Genomic DNA, 18,123 nt, shown 5'->3' with positions numbered 1-18,123 from the left:
TGTATTCGGAGTCGGTCTTAAATCGGATTGGCCGCACAGAAACGAAAATCCCGCCGGGCCCGGCGCGCGGGGCCGCCTCAGGAGTGGTGGGAGAGGACCGGGGCGTTCGAGCCGACGCTCGGCCCGTAGTAGCCCACGAGGTAGTCGTGCATGATCCGACGGCATTCGGCGATGATCCGTTCGTCGCCCTGCAGGTCGGAGGCGAACGCGCGCGACAGGAGGGCGTCCGCCATTTCGACGGTCATTTCCAGCCGGAAGTTCAGGTCGGGCCCGGCCGGCAGGCCGAACTCCTCGGCGAGGATGCCCGCGAGGCGACGGGCGAAGAAGCCCAATTCGACGTCGACCGAGTCGACCTCCGCCGTGCGCTCACGGTCGGCGAAGTGCAGGATGCGGAAACCAGCCTCGGACCGGTAGAGCCCGACGAACGCGGTGACGGCGCAATCGACGGCATCCCACCAGGTTTCCGGACGGGTGAGCTTCATCTCCTCGACGAAACGCTGACGGAAACGCAGCACGGCGCGCTCGCGCAGCGCGTGCAGCACGGCGACCCGGTCGGGGTAGTAGCGGTATACCGTGCCGATCGAGGCCCCGGCCCGTTCGGCGACCATCGCGGTCGTAATCCGGTCGAAGCCGACCTCGTCGACCACTGCTGCGGCGGCGTCGAGCAGGGCAGACAGTCGGGCTGCACTGCGCTGCTGCATGGGTTCGGTGCGGATCTGCTGGCCCTGGCCGGCTGATCCCTCCCCGATGATGTCATTAAGTGACACGTTTCCTCCTCGACGACTCGTCATATCCTACGGGTTACCGACTGTGGCTTCGTGTCGCGGCGCGCATGACAGACTGGGTAGGTGTCAGAGTCCCCCGAAACGCCGAGCATGACCGCCCCAGCGAGCATCATGCACAGGGCCGCCCGCGCCGAGGACTGGCTGCACGACGTGCGGGAGCGGTACGCGCGCAACCGCGGCTACCGGCCGATCATCATCCCCTACGCCGGCTACGGGACGACCGAGCGGGTGCGCATCCTCTGTCGTGTGCTCCTGGCCAAACCCGTTGATCCCGAGAGCCAGGCGAAGCAACCCCGGCGCCGCACCGACGGACGGGATTCGGGCATCCGCGGCTGGCGCAGCTTCACCAGCGTGCCCGTCAACGACGTGACCGTGACGATCGAGATCGGCGGGGGAACGCACCGGGTGCAGGCCGACCGGGGCGGCGTGGTCGACACCGTCGTCGAAGCCCGGCTCGCGCCGGGCTGGCACGTGGCGCGGTTGCACACGGATGACTCGGCACCGGTCGAAGCGCCCTTGTTCATCGTCGCTCCCACGGTGCGCCTCGGAATCATCTCCGACGTCGACGACACCGTCATGGTGACGACCCTGCCTCGCCCGCTCCTGGCGGCCTGGAACACATTCGTTCTCGACGAGCACGCCCGGGTTCCCACGCCGGGCATGGCCGTGCTCCTCGACCGCCTCGCGGCGGCGCACGCGGGCGCGCCGGTCATCTACCTCTCGACCGGGGCCTGGAATGTCGCCCCGACGCTGACCCGCTTCCTCTCGCGGAACCTGTACCCGGCGGGCGCGCTCCTGCTCACCGACTGGGGGCCCACGCACGACCGCTGGTTCCGCAGCGGCCGAGACCACAAGCGGGCCAACCTGCGCCGACTGGCCCAGGAGTTCCCCGACATCCGCTGGATCCTGATCGGCGACGACGGCCAGCACGACGAGGCCATCTACAGCGAATTCCAGCGGGACTTCCCGGAGAGCGTCGCCGCTGTCGCGATCCGCCGGCTCTCCCCCAGCGAAGCGGTGCTCGCCGGCGGCCGGTCCAGGGATGCCCCCCAGGCCCGTCCTGGCGCGCCCTGGGTCTACGGGCCCGACGGTTCGAGCCTGGCCGACCAGCTCGCCGAACACGACCTGTTTTAACAGGCTGGTCTAGCAGGCTGGTCCGGCCTGCTGGTCCGGCCGCTACGGCCGGGTCGGTCAGGGGTGCAGCAGTCGGTCCAGGCCGCGGTTGATCTGACGCGCCCAGAGCGGACCTCGGTAGAGGAAGGCCGTGTAACCCTGCACCAGGGTCGCGCCCGCCTCGAGTCGTTCGGCGACCTGCTCGGCGGTTTCGACCCCGCCGACGGAGATCACGCAGAGGCCCGCGGGGACCGTGGCCCGGATGAGCCGAAGCACCTCCAGGGAGCGCCCCGCCAGCGGCGCCCCGGAGAGGCCACCGGCACCGGCCGCGGCTACGGTGGCGGCATCCGTCTTCAGCCCGTCACGCGAGATCGTCGTGTTCGTGGCGATGATGCCGTCCAGGCCCAGCTCGACGACCAGCCCGGAGATGCGCGTGACCTCTTCGTCGCTGAGGTCGGGGGCGATCTTCACCAGCAGCGGGGTTGCGCCGGCCGCGGAGCGGACTGCCCGCAGCAGCGGGGCGAGCTGGTCGAGTTCCTGCAGGCCGCGGAGGCCGGGCGTGTTCGGCGAACTGACATTCACCACGAGGTAGTCGGCGAGCGGGGCGAGGGCCGCTGCGCTGGCCAGGTAGTCGGCGGTGGCGTCCTCGACCGCCGTGACCCGGCTCTTGCCGATGTTGATGCCGAGCACCGGCCGGCCGGGCGTCGCACGCACCCGGGTCAGGCGCGCCACGGCGGCGGCCGCGCCCCCGTTGTTGAAACCCATTCGGTTGATCACGGCGCGGTCGGGAATGAGTCGGAACAGTCGCGGCTTCGGGTTCCCGGGCTGGGCGATCGCGGTCAGGGTCCCGACCTCGACGTGGCCGAAACCGAGCTGGCCGAGGCCGATGACGGCCTTGCCGTCCTTGTCGAAGCCCGCGGCCAGACCGAACGGGGAGTCGAAGGTCAGGCCCAGGGCGCTCACCGAGAGGTCGGTGCGCGGCCGGGTGAAGCGCCGGACGAACCGCCCGACTCCGAGGGCGGGCAGCACCCGGATGACGTCGAAGGCGAGGTGGTGGGCGCGCTCGGGGTCGATGCGGGTGAGCACGAGCCGGAAGAAGAGGGGGTACACGGGCTCTACAGCTCGGCCCGGGGGGCCTTGTCCGAGGCCTGGCCGTCGTGTTCGCGGCGCAGCTGGGTGATGGCCTGCTCGAAGTCCTCGAGCGAATCGAAGCCCTGGTAGACGCTCGCGAACCGCAGGTAGGCGACCTCGTCCAGCTCGCGCAGCGGCGGCAGGATGGCCAGGCCGATGTCGTTGGCGTCGAGTTGGGACGCGCCGGTCTGCCGCACGGTTTCCTCGACCTTCTGCGCGAGCATCGCGAGGTCAGAGTCGGTGACCGGGCGGCCCTGGCAAGCCTTGCGCACGCCGGAGACGATCTTCTCGCGGCTGAACGGCTCGACGACTCCGCTGCGCTTGATCACGTTCAGGCTGGCGGTCTCGGTGGTGCTGAATCGGCGGCCGCACTCCGGGCACTGGCGCCGGCGGCGGATGGAAAGCCCGTCGTCGCTGGTGCGCGAGTCGATGACTCGGGAGTCGGGGTGGCGACAGAACGGGCAGAACATTGTGCTGCCAGCCTACCGTGCCGACGGTGGCGGCCGGCTACTCCGCCCGGGTGTCACTCCCCCGGGAATCGCGCAGCTACCGCGTCCCCGTGCGCCGGCAACGCTTCGGCATCGGAGAGCGCCCGGATGTGCCCGGACACCGCCCGGAGCGCCTCACGGCTGTAGCGCACCACCTGCTGCGGGCGGAGGAAGGTGTAGGCGCCGAGTCCGGGCGCGAACCGGGCCTGGCCTCCGGTCGGCAGCACGTGGTTGGATCCGGCCGCATAGTCGCCCAGGCTGACCGGCGAGTGCGGGCCGAGGAAGATGGCGCCGGCGTTCTCGATCAGGCCGAGCACGGCATCCGGGTCGCTGGTCTGGATTTCGAGGTGCTCCGGGCCGAACGCGTTGCTGAACGCGGCCGCGGCTGACAGATCGTCGACGAGGACCAGCGCGGACTGTCGGCCGCCGAGGGCCGCGGTCACGCGGGCCCTGTGGGTCGTGGATGCCGCGAGCTCGGCCAGCCGCGCGGCGACGGCGTCGGCCAGGGCCGGCGAATCCGTGACCAGCACCGCGGCGGCGAGTTCGTCGTGTTCGGCCTGGCTGACGAGGTCGGCCGCGATGAGCCGGGGGTCGGCGGCATCATCGGCGATGACGAGGATGTCGGTGGGCCCTGCTTCCGCGTCGATGCCGGTCTGGCCGCGGACCAGTCTCTTGGCGGCGGCAACGTAGACGTTGCCCGGGCCGGTGACGAGTTGCACCGGGTCGAGCCCGATGCCGGGCACGCCGTACGCGAACGCCCCGATAGCGCCGGCGCCGCCCATCGCGTAGATCTCCTCGACGCCGAGCAGTCCCGCGACGGCGAGGATGGTGGGGTGCACGCGGCCATCGAAGTCGCTCTGCGGGGGTGAGGCGAGGGCGATCGAGGTCACGCCGGCCACCTGGGCCGGGACCACGTTCATGACCACGCTCGACGGGTAGACGGCTTTGCCGCCGGGCACGTACAGGCCGACGCGGGCGACCGGCTGCCAGCGCTGGGTGATCTCCGCGCCCTCGGCGATCACGGTCGTCACCCGCGGCGGCACCTGGGCGGCGCTCGCCCGGCGCACCCGGGTGATGGTCTCTTCGACGGCCGTGCGAACCTGCGGGTCGAGCCCGGCCAGCGCCTCACTGATGTGGGCAGCAGGCACCCGCACCTGGGCCGGGCGCACCCGGTCGAGGCGCTCTGCCTGGTCGAGCAGCGCCGCTTCTCCCCTGGCCCGGACGTCGGCGATCAGGTCGGCCGCGATGTCGCTGGCGGACGCCACGTCGGTGAGCGCGCGCGGCACGGCGGCCAGCAGTTCGGCCGGCGTCGGCCGGGTTCCTCGGAGGTCAATCGTCTGGATCATCGCGCTCCAGCATATCCGCCCTATCCTTGAACCATCGGTGCCCGGGAATAGGGTGGTCACCCAGGAGATTGAAGCAGCAGTATGAACGACACGACCTCACCCCCGCCACCGCGGCCGCCTGCCGCCATCCCTCCCCTCGAGGGCGACCCGCACGCTCCCGTCGACCTGGCCGCCTTCAAGCACGCGTTCCGGCGCCACGCCTCGGGCGTCGCCGTGATCACCTCCGCTCGCACCGACGGCACGCCGGTCGGCTTCACCGCCACCTCCCTCGCCTCGCTCTCCGCCGTCCCGCCCCTGGCGACGTTCAACATGGCCCGTTCGGCCAGCGCCTGGCCGGCGATCATGGAGAATGACCGCGTCGTCATCCACATGCTCGGCGTGCGCAATCGCTCGGTCGCCGAGAAGCTGTCCGGCCCGAACGAGCAGCGCTTCGACGGCGACCACTGGTACCGCGGCCCCTACGGCCTCCCGGTGCTGAGGGACGTGACGTCGTGGATGGTGGGGCGCATCATCGAGCGGGTCCAGGTGCACAACAATGCGGTGGTCGTGGTGCAGATCGAAGAGGGCGGCATGGGTGAGGACGACCAGGCCCTGCTCTACCACGAGCGCACCTACCGGGTGCCCGGCGACCGGGTCTAGCCGGCCTTCGACCCGCCGACTTCGACGGTTGCGGTCGAGATTGCCTGGTGTGCCGGTCGAACTCGACCGCAACTGTCACGGTCGAGGCGCGCCTAGTGCTCGCGCTCCTCGCGGCGACGCCGGCGCTCCGCCTCGGCCACCGCGGCCTCCTCGGGAGTGGGTGCGGTGCCGCCGAGGTGTTCCGGCTGCCACCACTGGCCGGCTCCGTCTACGGGGTAGTCGGTCTGCAGCGAGTCGACGAGCCGCTGCAGCGTGTCGTGCAGGCGCAGGGTCTGCTCCGTCGGGTCGGCCGCCGGGTCGACCCGGATCGGTTCGCCGATCGCGTAGCGGATCGGCGTGGCGAAGGCCTCCCGCAGCGAGGGCTGGTGGTTCTTGGTCAGCACGCGGTGGCCGCCCCAGACGGCGACCGGGATCACGGGGACGCCGGCCTCCGCCGCCATCCGCACGGTCCCGGTCTTCAAGGCGCGCACCGTGAACGAGGCGTTGACCCCGCCCTCCGGGAACACGCCGAGCAACTCCCCCGATTTCAGGGAGGCGACCGCCAGCGCATACGCGTCCGCGCCGGCCTTCATGTCGACGGGGATGTGGCCCATCGAGCGCAGCACGGCGCCCGCAAGCGGCTGCTTGAACACGGCCTCTTTGGCCAGGAAGCGGATCCGCCGGCGGTTCTTGTGCCACAGCATCCACTCGACAAGGGCGAAGTCGAGGTAGCCGAAGTGGGTGATCGCCAGCACGGCGCCCCCGGCATCCGGAAGGTTGCGCAGCCCGGTGACCTTCGGCTTCAGCCGCAGGGAGCTGAACAGCGCCCGCCCGACGCCGATCGCGGCCGTGTACACCGGCTCACCCATGTTCATCGGCTCAGCCATCCTCATCCACAAATCCTATCCAAAACCCCATCCCGCGAAACCGCTGTTGTGCGCGCTAAGACCCCCGAATAACGTGCACAACTGCAGGTTCGCGGGGTAGGGAGCGGGGTAAGGAGGGGCGAGGAGGGGAGGGGTCAGCTCAGGCAGTAGGGGCCGAGGAGGCTCTTCAGCTCGCCGAACAGGTCGGCACTCACCTTCACCTGGTGCGGCAGCTCGAAGACCCGGGCGGAGGCTCCCTTGACCAGCTTGAGGCGCACCTCGGAGTCGCCGCCGTGCCGGGTGAGCACCTCGCCGAGCGCCCTGACCGTGTCGGCGGTCGCCCGCGCCTCGGTCAGGGTGATCGCCAGGGGTCCGCTCTCGAAGCCCTGTCCGAGGTCGGGGCTGAGCAGGCTGAACGCATGCAGGTTCATCCCGTCGTCACGCAGGCTCACCCGCCCGCGCACGACGACGATCGAGTCGCTGACGAGGTCGGCCGTGAACTCGAGGTAGGCCTTACCCATGAACATGACGGTGATCTCGCCGCCGAAGTCCTCGACCTGGATCATGCCGTACTGGTTGCCGGATTTCTTCGCCGTGCGGTGCTGCACGCTCGTGATCAGCCCGGCCACGGTGACGGTGTCGCCGTCCTGGGTCGCCTCGGACGCAATCAGGTCGGCGATCGTCGTGCTGGCGTGCTTGGCCAGCGGGATCTCGAGCCCCGCGAGCGGATGGTCGGACACGTACAGGCCGAGCATGTCGCGCTCGAAGGCAAGCTTCTCCTTCTTGCTCCACTCGGGGCGCTCCGGCACCTGCTCGGTGTCCTGCGGGTCGTCGAAGAGGCTGTCGAAGTCGAAGCCGACCATGCCGTGCACTTCGTCGCGTTTGATCTTCACGGCCGATTCGACGGCGCCCTCGTGGATCTCGACCATGGCCCGCCGGGTGGCGCCGAGCGAGTCGAACGCGCCGGCCTTGACCAGCGACTCGATGGTGCGCTTGTTGGCCACCGGGAGCGGTACCTTGCGCAGGAAGTCGTGGAACGACTCGAAACGGCCCTTCTCGTCGCGGGCGCCGCGGATGGCGTCGACGACGTTGAAGCCCACGTTCCGCACAGCCCCCAGCCCGAAACGGATGTCGGTGCCCACGGCCGCGAAGAAGCCGATGGACTCGTTCACGTCCGGCGGAAGCACCTGGATGCCCATCCGGCGGCACTCGTTGAGGTAGAGCGCGAGCTTGTCCCTGGCGTCGCCGACGCTGGTGAGCAGGGCGGCCATGTACTCGGCCGGGTAGTGCGCCTTGAGGTACGCCGTCCAGTAGGACAGCACACCGTAGGCGGCGGAGTGCGCCTTGTTGAACGCGTAGTCGGAGAACGGGAGCAGGATGTTCCAGACCGTGTTCACGGCATCCATCGAGTACCCGTTGGCCGTCATGCCGGCGGAGAAGCCCTCGAACTGCTTGTCCAGCTCGGATTTCTTCTTCTTGCCCATCGCGCGCCGCAGCAGGTCGGCCTGGCCGAGGGAGAAGCCGGCCAGCTTCTGGGCGATCGACATCACCTGCTCCTGGTAGACGATCAGGCCGTAGGTGTTGCCGATCACATCGACGAGGGCCTCTTCGAGCTCCTTGTGGATCGGCACGATCTCCTGCTGGCCGGTCTTCCGCAGCGCGTAGTTGGTGTGCGAGTTCGCGCCCATCGGGCCCGGCCGGTACAGCGCGATGACGGCGGAGATGTCCTCGAAATTGTCGGGTTTCATCAGCCGCAGGAGCGAACGCATCGGCCCGCCGTCGAGCTGGAAGACGCCGAGCGTGTCGCCGCGGGCGAGCAGCTCGTAGGCGAGCGTGTCGTCGAGCTCGAGGTCCTCGAGGATGGGGCGGTGGCCGCGGTTCACCTCGATGTTGTCGAGGGTGTCGTCGATGATGGTCAGGTTGCGCAGCCCGAGGAAGTCCATCTTGATCAGCCCGAGGGCCTCGCAGGCCGGGTAGTCGAACTGGGTGACGACCTGGCCGTCGACCTCACGCTTCATGATCGGGATGATGTCGATCAAAGGGTCGGAGGACATGATCACGCCGGCCGCGTGCACGCCCCACTGGCGCTTGAGGTTCTCCAGGCCGAGGGCCGTGTCGAAGACGGTACGGGCCTCCGGGTCGGACTCGATCACGGCCCGGAAGTCGCCGGCCTCCCGGTAGCGGGGGTGGTCCTTGTCGAACATGCCCGTCAGCGGCACGTCCTTGCCCATGATCGCCGGCGGCATCGCCTTGGTGAGCTTGTCGCCCATCCCGAACGGGAAGCCGAGCACCCGTGAGGAGTCCTTGAGCGCCTGCTTGGCCTTGATCGTGCCGTAGGTGACGATCTGCGCCACCCGCTCGTCGCCGTACTTCTCGGTGACGTAGCGGATGACCTCGCCGCGGCGGCGCTCGTCGAAGTCGACGTCGAAGTCGGGCATGGAGACGCGGTCGGGGTTGAGGAACCGCTCGAAGATGAGGCCGTGGCGCAGCGGGTCGAGGTCGGTGATGCCCATCGCGTAGGCGACCATCGAGCCGGCGCCGGAGCCGCGGCCGGGGCCCACCCGGATGCCGTTCTTCCGCGACCAGGTGATGAAGTCCGCCACGACGAGGAAGTAGCCGGGGAAGCCCATCTGCAGGATGACGCCGACCTCGTAGTCGGCCTGCTTGCGCACGTTGTCCGGGATGCCGGCCGGGTAGCGCTGGTGCAGCCCCACCTCGGTTTCCTTGATGAACCAGCTCTGCTCGTCCTCCCCCTCCGGCACGGGGAAGCGCGGCATGTAGTTGGCCTGGGTGTTGAACTTCACGTCGCAGCGTTCGGCGATCAGCAGGGTGTTGTCGCAGGCCTCCGGGTTGTCCCGGAAGATGTGCCGCATCTGCGCGGCGGTCTTGAGGTAGAACTCGTCGGAGTCGAACTTGAACCGGTTGGGGTCGTCGAGGGTCGACGCGGACTGCACGCAGAGCAGCGCCGCGTGGGCGGTCGCGTCATGGGCGTGGGTGTAGTGCAGGTCGTTCGTGGCCACGAGCGGCAGGTCGAGCTCCTTGGCGAGCCGCAGCAGGTCACTCATGGTGCGCCGCTCCACGTCAATGCCGTGGTCCATGATTTCGCAGAAGAAATTCTCGCGTCCGAAGATGTCGCGGTAGTCCGACGCCGCCTTCTTCGCCTCCTCGTACTGCCCGAGACGGAGCCGGGTCTGCACCTCGCCGCCGGCGCAGCCGGTGGTGCCGATGAGGCCGGCGGAATGCTGGCTGAGCATCTCCCGGTCCATGCGGGGTTTGAAGTAATACCCCTCGAGCGACGCCCGCGAGGAGAGCCGGAACAGGTTGTGCATGCCCTCCGTGTTCTCCGAGAGCAGGGTCATGTGCGTGTACGCGCCGCTGCCGCCGACGTCGTCACGGTTCTGGGCGCCGGTGCCCCACTTCACCCGGGTCTTGTCGCGCCGGTCGGTGCCCGGCGTGATGTACGCCTCGGTCCCGATGATCGGCTTGATCCCCGCCTCGGTGGCCGTGCGCCAGAAATCGAAGGCGCCGAAGACGTTGCCGTGGTCGGTGATCGCGACCGCGGGCATCCCCTGCTCCACGGCCGCCTCGATCAGCGGTTTCACCCGCGCGGCGCCGTCGAGCATCGAGTACTCGCTGTGCACGTGGAGGTGCACGAACGAGTCGTTCGCGCCTCCCGAATTACCCTGAGGCGCCAAAACTGCTCCGAATTCGTGGGTGGTGGTGGTTGTCCAGCCTAATCGCCACGGAGGACAGAGAGGGCGTGGGCCAGGTCGTCCGGGTAGGGCGCGGTGAACGTGACCCATTCCCGGGAGTCGGGGTGGGAGAAGGCCAGCTGGGTGGCGTGCAGCCACTGCCGGGTGAGCCCGAGCCTGGCCGAAATGGACGGGTCGGCCCCGTACATGGCGTCGCCGACGCACGGATGCCGCTGAGCGGCCATGTGCACCCGGATCTGGTGGGTGCGGCCCGTCTCCAGGTGCACCTCGAGCAGCGACGCGGAAGGGAAGGCCTCGAGCGTCTCGTAGTGCGTCACCGAATGCTTGCCGCCCTCGACCACGGCGAATTTCCAGTCGGAGCGCGGGTGGCGCCCGATCGGGCCTTCGATCGTGCCGCTGAGCGGGTCGGGGTGGCCCTGCACGACGGCGTGGTAGATCTTCTCCACCTCGCGGTCGTGGAAGGCGCGCTTCAGCGCCGTGTAGGCCGCCTCCGACTTGGCGACGACCATCAGGCCGCTCGTGCCGACGTCGAGGCGATGTACGATGCCCGCGCGCTCGGCCGCGCCGGAGGTGGCGATCCGGTACCCGGCGGCGGAGAGCGCGCCGAGCACCGTCGGCCCGGTCCAGCCGACGCTCGGATGGGCGGCGACGCCGACCGGTTTGTTGACGACGACGATGCTCTCGTCGTCGTGCACGATCGTCAGGTCGGGCACCGGGATCGGCACGATCCGGACGGCCTCCTTGGGCTGCCAGCTGACCTCGAGCCAGCCGCCGGCACGCAGCCGGTCGGACTTGCCGACCGTGACGCCGTCGAGGGTCACGCCGCCGCCCTCGGCGACCTCGGCCGCGAAGGTGCGCGGGAAACCGAGGAGGCGGGCGATGCCGGCGTCGACGCGGACGCCGTCGAGACCGTCCGGGAGGGGAAGTGAGCGGGTTTCCATCGTGGTGGCTAGGGTGCACTCTCTGTGGGAGCTGGACCGACGAGACCGTCGGCGGTGGAATCCGCCTTCGACGAGGAATCCTTTGCGGGTGCGTCCTTACCCGCCGCGGCGGGCGTGCGCACACCGTCGAGGCCGATGCCCCGGATGGTCAGGATCATGAAGATTCCCATGCTGACGACGATGGACATGTCCGCCACGTTGTAGATGGCCGGGATCATCCACGGGGTCGAGATGAAGTCGACGACGTGTCCCACCCCGAAGCCGGGCTCACGGAGCAGACGGTCGGTCAGGTTTCCGAGGACTCCGCCGAGCAGCAGTCCGAAGACGACCGACCAGGCGACCGAACGGATGCGGCCGGCGAACCAGACGATGAAGACGACGACGCCGGTGGCGATGATGGAGAAAATCCAGGTCATGCCGCTGGCGAGGGAAAATGCAGCGCCCGGGTTCCGGACGAAGTGCAGTTGCAGCACATCGTCCAGAACCCGGACAACATCACCCTCGGTCAGGTTGGTGACAACGAGGAACTTGCTGATTTGATCAAGCGCGTACACGCCCAGCGCAACAACGGCCAGGACGAGTAGGGCGCGGAAGCTGACCTTTGCTGTTGAGCTACGCGCCAAAGCCCTGGAAGCTCGACTTCGGAGCGTTGCCTGCGTCGCTGCCGACTCCGGCACCAACCGGCGAGGTGGCGTCGAGGTCGCGCAACTGGCCCTCAATGTAGCTCTTCAGCTTCTGGCGGTACTCGCGCTCGAACGTGCGCAGCTCTTCGATCTTGCTCTCGAGCGTGGAACGCTCCTTCTCGAGGACGTTGATCTGGGCGCGCTGCTTCGCCTCGGACTCGGCGATCACGCGGGCGGCCGTGGCGTGGCCCTCGGCGATCAGGGCGTCGCGCTTCTCGGCGCCTTCCTTGACGTGCTCCTCGTGCAGGCGGCGAGCCAGCTGGAGCAGGTTCGTGGTGCCGGCCGTCTCGTCGGTCGAATCGACCACGGGGGAAGCGACGGGAACGACGGCTGCCTTGACCGGCTCGGGCACGGCAACCGGCTCCGGTGCGGCTTCGGCCACGGTCTCGGCGACCTTGGTGGGCGCTGCGGCCCCGTCGGTTCCGAGCTGAGCCCGGAGCTCCTCGTTTTCCTTGGTGAGGCGGCGCAGTTCGACGACGACCTCATCGAGGAAGTCATCGACCTCGTCCTGGTCGTATCCCTCACGGAACTTGGTCGACTGGAACCGCTTGTTGACTACATCTTCCGGAGTTAGCGCCATGGCTTTCCACCCTTAGAACTAGGTTGTGAATTGAAAAGAAAACGTTCAGGTAACGCTAGCAGCGTCACTGGTCAAGGATACATCCCGCAGTTGGGGGGCTTATCCGATTCCGCGCAGCCACGCCGCAATCGTCATTCCGATGATCGTGCAGAGCATGGTGAGGCTCCAGCCGAAGTCGAAGGCGATCGGCCCGACGCGCAGGGACGGCACCACGCGGCGGAAGAACTTCAGCGGCGGGTCAGTGAGTGTGTAGACGAGTTCCACGAGCACGAGGAGGAAGCCGTGGGGGCGCCAGCCCCGGTTGACGCCGCGCACGAGGTCGACGATGAACCGACCCCAGAGAACGAAGAAATAGAGCAGGAGAAGGAAGTAGGCGATGCCGGCCAGCAGGGATAACACTCTTCGATACTACGGGGCGTCGGGACTACGACTGCGCGAAGAAGGACGCCTCGGCGTCGGCTCCCTCATCGTCGTGGTCGCCGGAGACGACGACATGCGACGGTGACAGCAGGAAGACCTTGGCCGTGACCCGCTCGATCTTGCCGTACAGGCCCTGGGAGAGTCCGCTCGCGAAGTCGATCAGGCGGCGGGCGTCAGCGTCGCTCATCTGGGACAGGTTGATGATGACGGGGATGCCGTCGCGGAAGGATTCGGCGATCACCTGGGCATCGCGGTACTGGCGCGGGTGAACGGTGAGGATTTCATTCATTTCGGATGCAGCCACATTCTTGGGGGTGGAGGTCTTGCGCAGGGGCGTCACCGGGGCGCGCCCGGCCGGGTTCTGACCGCTGGTGTTCTGCGAAGACGGGGTGGGAACGGCAGAGACGTTGGCCGCGGCCGGCGCCTCATACTCCAGCTCTTCGTCTGCCAGACCCAGGTAGACCATGGTTTTCTTGAGCGGGTTGGACATCTCGACCTCCGTGTTGGTGATGCTTCATCTTTGAGATTAACCGTGCTCCGGGCGTTTCCCGGTGATTGCGGTGCCAATTCGTAGGTGTGTCGCCCCTTCGACTATCGCGTCGACGTAGTCCGAGGACATCCCCATCGAGAGGAATCGCGCCTCCGGGGCCAATCGCCGAACCTGGTCCCCCAGCTCGCGCACGCGAGCGTAGGACCGGCGTGGTTCCGCCCCGAGCGGCGCGACGGCCATCAGTCCCAGCAGACGGATGCCCGGGGTCTCGAGGACCCGACCCACGAGCGGTTCGAGCAGCGCGGGGGCCACTCCGCCGCGCGCCGGATCCTCGGTGAGGTTGACCTGGACGAAGCAGTCCACGGTGGATTCTTCCGACGCCAGGGCGGCAGCCAGCGACTCGCGGTCCAGGGAATGGATCACGTCGGCGTAGGCCCGTACCTGCCTCGCCTTCTTGCCCTGCACCTGGCCGACGAAGTGCCAGGTGAGGCCCAGGTGCGCCAGTTCGGCGGACTTCGCCTGGGCCTCCTGGTGCCGGCTTTCCCCGAAATCCCGCACGCCCAGGGCGGCCAGTTCTTCGATCAGGGAAGCCGGGTGGAACTTGGTCACGACAATCGTCGTGATCTCGTCCGAGGACCGTCCGGCCGCCGCCGCGGCGTCGGCGACACCGGCGCACACGGCGGCGAGACGGTCGGCCAACGGAGCCGGCACTGGAATCACAGGCTCACTCATGGTCGACCGCCCCGCCCCGGCTCTCGCTACTCGTCCCGGCTCTCGCTACTTGAGGAAATCGGGGATGTCGAGGTCGTCGGCCTCGTCTTCGAACGCCGGGTCGGCCGCGACTGCCCCGCCCGGTGCCGACTCGCCGCTGGACCAGACCGACGAACCGGTGTGCTCCTCGACGTACTGTCCCGAACCGGACTGACCAGAACCGGACTGTCCCGTTCCGTACTGTCCCGAACCGGACTGTCCAGAGCCGGACTGTCCCGTTCCGGACTGTCCCGAACCGGACTGTCCAGAGCCGGACTGCCCCGAACCGGAGGACAGTGCGCCTGTGGTCGACGCCCCGCTCGAGGCGCTGCCGGCGGCGATGCCCGCGGCTACCAGGTCGGCACGGCGGACCTCGACCGGCTTGGCGCCCGGCTCTCCGCCGTCGAAGCCGGCCGCGATGACGGTGACCCGCACCTCGTCGCCCAGGGTGTCGTCGATGACGGCACCGAAGATGATGTTGGCTTCGGGGTGCACGGCTTCCTGCACGAGGCGCGCGGCGTCGTTGATCTCGAAGATACCGAGGTTGGAGCCACCCTGGATCGAGAGGAGCACGCCGTGCGCGCCGTCGATGGATGCTTCGAGCAGCGGGGAGGCGACAGCCAGCTCGGCCGCCTTGATCGCACGGTCGGCGCCGCGGGCCGAGCCGATGCCCATCAGTGCCGAGCCGGCACCCTGCATGACCGACTTGACGTCGGCGAAGTCGAGGTTGATCAGGCCGGGGGTGGTGATCAGGTCGGTGATGCCCTGCACGCCGGCAAGGAGAACCTGGTCGGCGGTCGCGAAGGCCTCGAGCATGCTGATGCCGCGGTCGCTGATTTCCAGCAGGCGGTCGTTCGGCACGACGATGAGCGTGTCGACCTCGTTCTTGAGCGAGGCGACGCCGGTCTCGGCCTGGGCCTGGCGCCGCTTGCCCTCGAAGCCGAACGGTTTCGTGACGACACCGATGGTGAGTGCGCCGATGGATTTGGCGATGCGGGCGACGACGGGGGCGCCACCGGTGCCGGTTCCGCCACCCTCTCCGGCCGTGACGAAGACCATGTCCGCCCCGGCAAGGGCCTCTTCGATTTCCTCGGCGTGGTCCTCGGCAGCGCGACGGCCTACCTCGGGGTCTGCTCCGGCGCCGAGGCCGCGGGTGAGGTCACGGCCGACGTCGAGCTTCACGTCGGCGTCGCTCATCAGCAGCGCCTGGGCATCCGTGTTGATGGCAATGAACTCGACTCCGCGGAGGCCAAGTTCGATCATGCGGTTGACGGCATTGACACCGCCACCGCCGATACCGACAACCTTGATTACGGCTAGATAGTTCTGATTGTTTGACACGTCCGGCCTCCGGGTGGAACCCTAAACCTCTAGTGGAGGCTTAAAGTTATGCTGAGTATGCAATTCCTAATTCCGAAGGTAAGCGCGCGCAGGCCACGTCCGGGGACGCGCCCCGCGTGTCGCGAAGAATCGGTCACAATTGCCTCGAGACGGCCGCCGGGCCGGCGCGCCGCGGCGGGTCAGTGACGGGTCAGTGACGGGTCAGCGACGGGTCGGCAGACGAGTCAGCCACGGAGCATTGACGGGGCAGCGACCAGTCAGCGGAGGACTGCACTGTCGGGTGAGGACACATCGTATTCATCCACCTCGCCGACCGGGTGCTCGACCATCAGCGCGCCGAGCACGACCGCCTTGTAGTCGGACTCCTCGACACTCCCCCACACGACGCGAGCCCCGCCGTCCAGGGTCAGGGTGACGTCGTCCTTCGTGGCGGCAGCGACCGTCGTGAGCTGGGTGCGGATGCCGGCCGGCAAGGACTCGACGACGGCCGCGGCGGCCGTGAAGCCCGGGCTGCCGACCTCGGCCGTGATGGCCGGGTAGCCGTCCTGGGGCTCGTCGCCGCTCTCGATCACGACTCCGGCCGCGTCGACGAGATCGAAGCCCGAGTCGGACGGGATGACGCCGATCGGTTCGCGTTCGACGATGCGCACGACGATCGTGCCGGGCGGGCGGCTTTCGACGGCGTAGCTTCGAATGAGCCGGAACCGGGAGAGGTCGTCTCGGACGGCGGTGAGGTCGACGAGGGGCAGCGGGGTGCCGAGCTGGCCTTCCAGTGCCGCCCGCACCTGGTCGGCGGGGACCCGGTTCGCCCCGACGACCTCGATCGTGCGCAGGGCCATCAGGGGCGAGTAGGCGCCGGCGACGACGAAGGCAATGAGCGCGGCGAGCGTGCCGAGGGAGACCAGCCAGGTCGTGCGCCGACGCCGGGAGCGCCCGGTGAACCGGCGCACCTCCTCGCGTTCGTACTGCTTCCGCGCGCGCCGGGCGCCACGCAAGCGGCTGCGCGCAGCGGCCGGGGTGAGGACGGGGGTGAATCCGGGGCTGAGTCCAGGGGCGGGCTGCGGGTTCGCCGTCTCCCCGGCCTCATCGGTTCGCCGCAGCGGGAACACGGGGGCGAGCAAGGCAGGGGCGAGCAAGGCAGGGGCGGGCACGGCCGGTTCGCCCGGCTGGGTTCTGATCGGCTCCGTCTGCGCGGCGTCCCGGGAAGAGGGCTCCGCTGATTTCGGCGTGGCTTTCGGCGTGGATTTCGACCCGGATGCCCCGGGGCGCGCCGGGCGGCCCGGAACGGCCGGCGGGAGTGGCGCGGGGCGGTGTTCGAAGCCCTGGGGCCGCTTCATGCCCGGTCGCGCGTCATTCGCGCGCCCGGCCGAGGGACTCGAGCAGCTGCGGCACGATCCGGTAGACGTCGCCGCAGCCGAGCGTGACGACGAAGTCGCCCTCCCGGGCGATCGAGGCGACGTAGTCGGCGGCGTCCTGCCAGTCCGGGATGAAGGCGACGTGGGCCGGGTCGCGGAAGCGCCCGGACACGAGCGCTCCGGTCACGCCGGGCTCCGGGTCTTCGCGGGCGCCGTAGACGTCGAGCACGATGGTCTGGTCGGCGAGCTTTTCGAGCGTGTCGGCGAATTCCTGGGCGAACATCCGGGTGCGGCTGTAGAGGTGGGGCTGGTGCACGGCGATGATGCGCCCGGGGCCGACGACGGTGCGGGCGGCGGAGAGCGCGGCAGCCACCTCGGTGGGGTGGTGGGCGTAGTCGTCGTAGACGCTCACACCCCGAACCGTTCCGTGCAGCTCGAACCGGCGCTGGGTGCCGCCGAACGCGGAAATGGCTTCGAGGGACGCCGCCGGGTCTAAGCCCAGGCCGACGAGCACGGCGAAGGCGCCCGCCGCGTTGATGGCGTTGTGCTTGCCGGGAACCCGAAGAGTGGTGGAGTAGTCCCGGCCCGCCCAGTGCACGGTGAAGCTCACGGGGCCGACGGTGCCGATGGTATGTACCCGGACGTCCGAGCCGGCGTCCTCACCGAACGTGATCAGCTTCTTGTCGGCCAGCCTGGTCGTCACGTGCACCGCGCCGGGATCGTCGGAGGAGATGACCACGAGCTCGGAGGCGTTGCGGGCGAATTCGACGAAGGCGGCCTCGAAGGCCTCGAGCGACCCGTAGTGGTCGAGGTGGTCGGGGTCGACGTTCGTGATCAGCGCGACGGCGGTGTCGTAGAGCAGGAACGAGCCGTCCGACTCGTCGGCCTCGACGACGAAGAGGTCGTCGGCGCCGCTGGCCGCGCTGACGCCCAGCGATTCGATCACGCCGCCGTTGACGAAGCTCGGGTCCTGGCCGAGTCCGAGCAGGCCGGTGACGATCATTCCGGTGGAGGTGGTCTTGCCGTGTGCGCCGGCCACGCTGACCAGCCGGTGTGACCTGATCAGCCAGGCCAGGGCCTGGGAGCGGTGCAGGACCGGGATGCCCCGCTCGCGGGCGAGCACGTATTCCGGGTTGTCCTGCCAGAGGGCGCCGGTGACGACGAGCGTGTCGGCGTCGCCCAGGTTCGCTGCGTCGTGCCCGATACTGATGCGTGCGCCCAGCTCGCGCAGGGCGAGCACGTTGTCGGATTCGCGCAGGTCGGAGCCGGTGACGGTGTGACCCGCGGCCAGGAACAGGCGGGCGATTCCGCTCATGCCGGAGCCGCCGATGCCCACGAAGTGCACCGCGCCGAGCTCGTCGGGAACGGTGAGGGTGAGGTCGGGTTCAATCACGGTCTGGGCTCTTCTCGGTGGGTCGGCGGGTGCCGGGTGACAAACAGGTGCTGGGTCAACGTTACGCGCCGCCGGCGCCGAATGACGGATTGGCTCGGGTCGGCACGGTC

Annotated in this window: 17 protein-coding genes; 2 read left to right on the top strand and 15 right to left on the bottom strand. The window is 68.9% G+C overall.

Annotation, left to right across the window (positions count from 1 at the left end):
• Positions 1 to 77 precede the first annotated feature (77 nt).
• Entirely contained in the window at positions 78 to 767 is a 690-nt protein-coding gene (locus E3T54_RS07810; protein WP_134475220.1) for a TetR/AcrR family transcriptional regulator, read from the bottom strand.
• 108 nt (positions 768 to 875) lie between these two features.
• On the opposite strand from E3T54_RS07810, the gene E3T54_RS07805 reads away from it, so the two are divergent.
• A complete protein-coding gene (locus E3T54_RS07805) occupies positions 876 to 1,919 on the top strand; it encodes an App1 family protein (protein WP_370255184.1) in 1,044 nt (347 codons plus the stop codon).
• A 57-nt stretch (positions 1,920 to 1,976) separates the two neighbouring features.
• Here E3T54_RS07805 and E3T54_RS07800 read toward each other — a convergent pair whose 3' ends face one another.
• Genes E3T54_RS07800 through hisD form a run of 3 tightly spaced genes read right to left on the bottom strand, consistent with a single transcriptional unit; the run spans position 1,977 to position 4,863 of the window.
• A complete protein-coding gene (locus E3T54_RS07800) occupies positions 1,977 to 3,008 on the bottom strand; it encodes a quinone-dependent dihydroorotate dehydrogenase (protein ID WP_134475219.1) in 1,032 nt (343 codons plus the stop codon).
• A gap of 5 nt (positions 3,009 to 3,013) precedes the next feature.
• Complete coding sequence (gene nrdR, locus E3T54_RS07795; protein ID WP_134475218.1) at positions 3,014 to 3,499, bottom strand: transcriptional regulator NrdR; 486 nt, start codon at positions 3,497 to 3,499, stop codon at positions 3,014 to 3,016.
• Between the two features lie 53 nt (positions 3,500 to 3,552).
• Positions 3,553 to 4,863, bottom strand: a complete 1,311-nt coding sequence (hisD, locus tag E3T54_RS07790; protein ID WP_134475217.1) for a histidinol dehydrogenase — start codon at positions 4,861 to 4,863, stop codon at positions 3,553 to 3,555.
• 81 nt (positions 4,864 to 4,944) lie between these two features.
• Here hisD and E3T54_RS07785 point away from each other — a divergent pair, with 81 nt between their 5' ends.
• Positions 4,945 to 5,502, top strand: a complete 558-nt coding sequence (locus tag E3T54_RS07785; protein WP_092321554.1) for a flavin reductase family protein — start codon at positions 4,945 to 4,947, stop codon at positions 5,500 to 5,502.
• Between the two features lie 92 nt (positions 5,503 to 5,594).
• Here the strand turns inward: E3T54_RS07785 and E3T54_RS07780 are convergent, their stop codons facing one another.
• The 11 genes from E3T54_RS07780 to murC all read right to left on the bottom strand — a co-directional run bounded on the left by E3T54_RS07780 (position 5,595) and on the right by murC (position 18,013).
• Entirely contained in the window at positions 5,595 to 6,374 is a 780-nt protein-coding gene (locus tag E3T54_RS07780) for a 1-acyl-sn-glycerol-3-phosphate acyltransferase (RefSeq protein ID WP_241977118.1), read from the bottom strand.
• A gap of 128 nt (positions 6,375 to 6,502) precedes the next feature.
• A complete protein-coding gene (gene dnaE / locus E3T54_RS07775) occupies positions 6,503 to 9,970 on the bottom strand; it encodes a DNA polymerase III subunit alpha (protein ID WP_241977126.1) in 3,468 nt (1,155 codons plus the stop codon).
• Positions 9,971 to 10,080: 110 nt separating this feature from the next.
• Complete coding sequence (locus tag E3T54_RS07770) at positions 10,081 to 11,001, bottom strand: RluA family pseudouridine synthase (protein WP_134475215.1); 921 nt, start codon at positions 10,999 to 11,001, stop codon at positions 10,081 to 10,083.
• 8 nt (positions 11,002 to 11,009) lie between these two features.
• Positions 11,010 to 11,624, bottom strand: coding sequence for a signal peptidase II (lspA, locus tag E3T54_RS07765; protein ID WP_174844402.1), 615 nt, complete (start codon positions 11,622 to 11,624; stop codon positions 11,010 to 11,012).
• The gene (locus E3T54_RS07760; RefSeq protein WP_134475213.1) at positions 11,614 to 12,264 is read right to left on the bottom strand and encodes a DivIVA domain-containing protein; all 651 of its coding nucleotides are present in this window, start codon (positions 12,262 to 12,264) and stop codon (positions 11,614 to 11,616) included. The genes lspA and E3T54_RS07760 overlap by 11 nt, the downstream gene beginning before the upstream one ends.
• A 99-nt stretch (positions 12,265 to 12,363) precedes the next feature.
• The gene (locus E3T54_RS07755; RefSeq protein WP_092321548.1) at positions 12,364 to 12,663 is read right to left on the bottom strand and encodes a YggT family protein; all 300 of its coding nucleotides are present in this window, start codon (positions 12,661 to 12,663) and stop codon (positions 12,364 to 12,366) included.
• A 25-nt stretch (positions 12,664 to 12,688) separates the two neighbouring features.
• On the bottom strand, positions 12,689 to 13,174 hold the full coding sequence (locus E3T54_RS07750) for a cell division protein SepF (RefSeq protein ID WP_134475212.1): 486 nt from the start codon (positions 13,172 to 13,174) through the stop codon (positions 12,689 to 12,691).
• Between the two features lie 36 nt (positions 13,175 to 13,210).
• Positions 13,211 to 13,906, bottom strand: a complete 696-nt coding sequence (locus E3T54_RS07745) for a YggS family pyridoxal phosphate-dependent enzyme (RefSeq protein ID WP_134475211.1) — start codon at positions 13,904 to 13,906, stop codon at positions 13,211 to 13,213.
• Positions 13,907 to 13,951: 45 nt separating this feature from the next.
• Positions 13,952 to 15,265, bottom strand: a complete 1,314-nt coding sequence (gene ftsZ / locus E3T54_RS07740; protein WP_174844401.1) for a cell division protein FtsZ — start codon at positions 15,263 to 15,265, stop codon at positions 13,952 to 13,954.
• Positions 15,266 to 15,522: 257 nt separating this feature from the next.
• Positions 15,523 to 16,416: an FtsQ-type POTRA domain-containing protein gene (locus E3T54_RS07735; RefSeq protein WP_166804863.1), complete on the bottom strand. Its 894-nt coding sequence runs from the start codon at positions 16,414 to 16,416 to the stop codon at positions 15,523 to 15,525.
• Between the two features lie 199 nt (positions 16,417 to 16,615).
• Complete coding sequence (murC, locus tag E3T54_RS07730) at positions 16,616 to 18,013, bottom strand: UDP-N-acetylmuramate--L-alanine ligase (RefSeq protein WP_134475209.1); 1,398 nt, start codon at positions 18,011 to 18,013, stop codon at positions 16,616 to 16,618.
• Positions 18,014 to 18,123: the final 110 nt, after the last annotated feature.

This window comes from Cryobacterium sp. Sr8 (genome assembly GCF_004403225.1).
In the GTDB taxonomy this organism is placed as follows: Bacteria; Actinomycetota; Actinomycetes; order Actinomycetales; family Microbacteriaceae; genus Cryobacterium; species Cryobacterium psychrotolerans.
The sequence above is the reverse complement of the archived record's forward strand: the minus strand, read 5'-3'. Positions and strand labels throughout refer to the sequence as shown.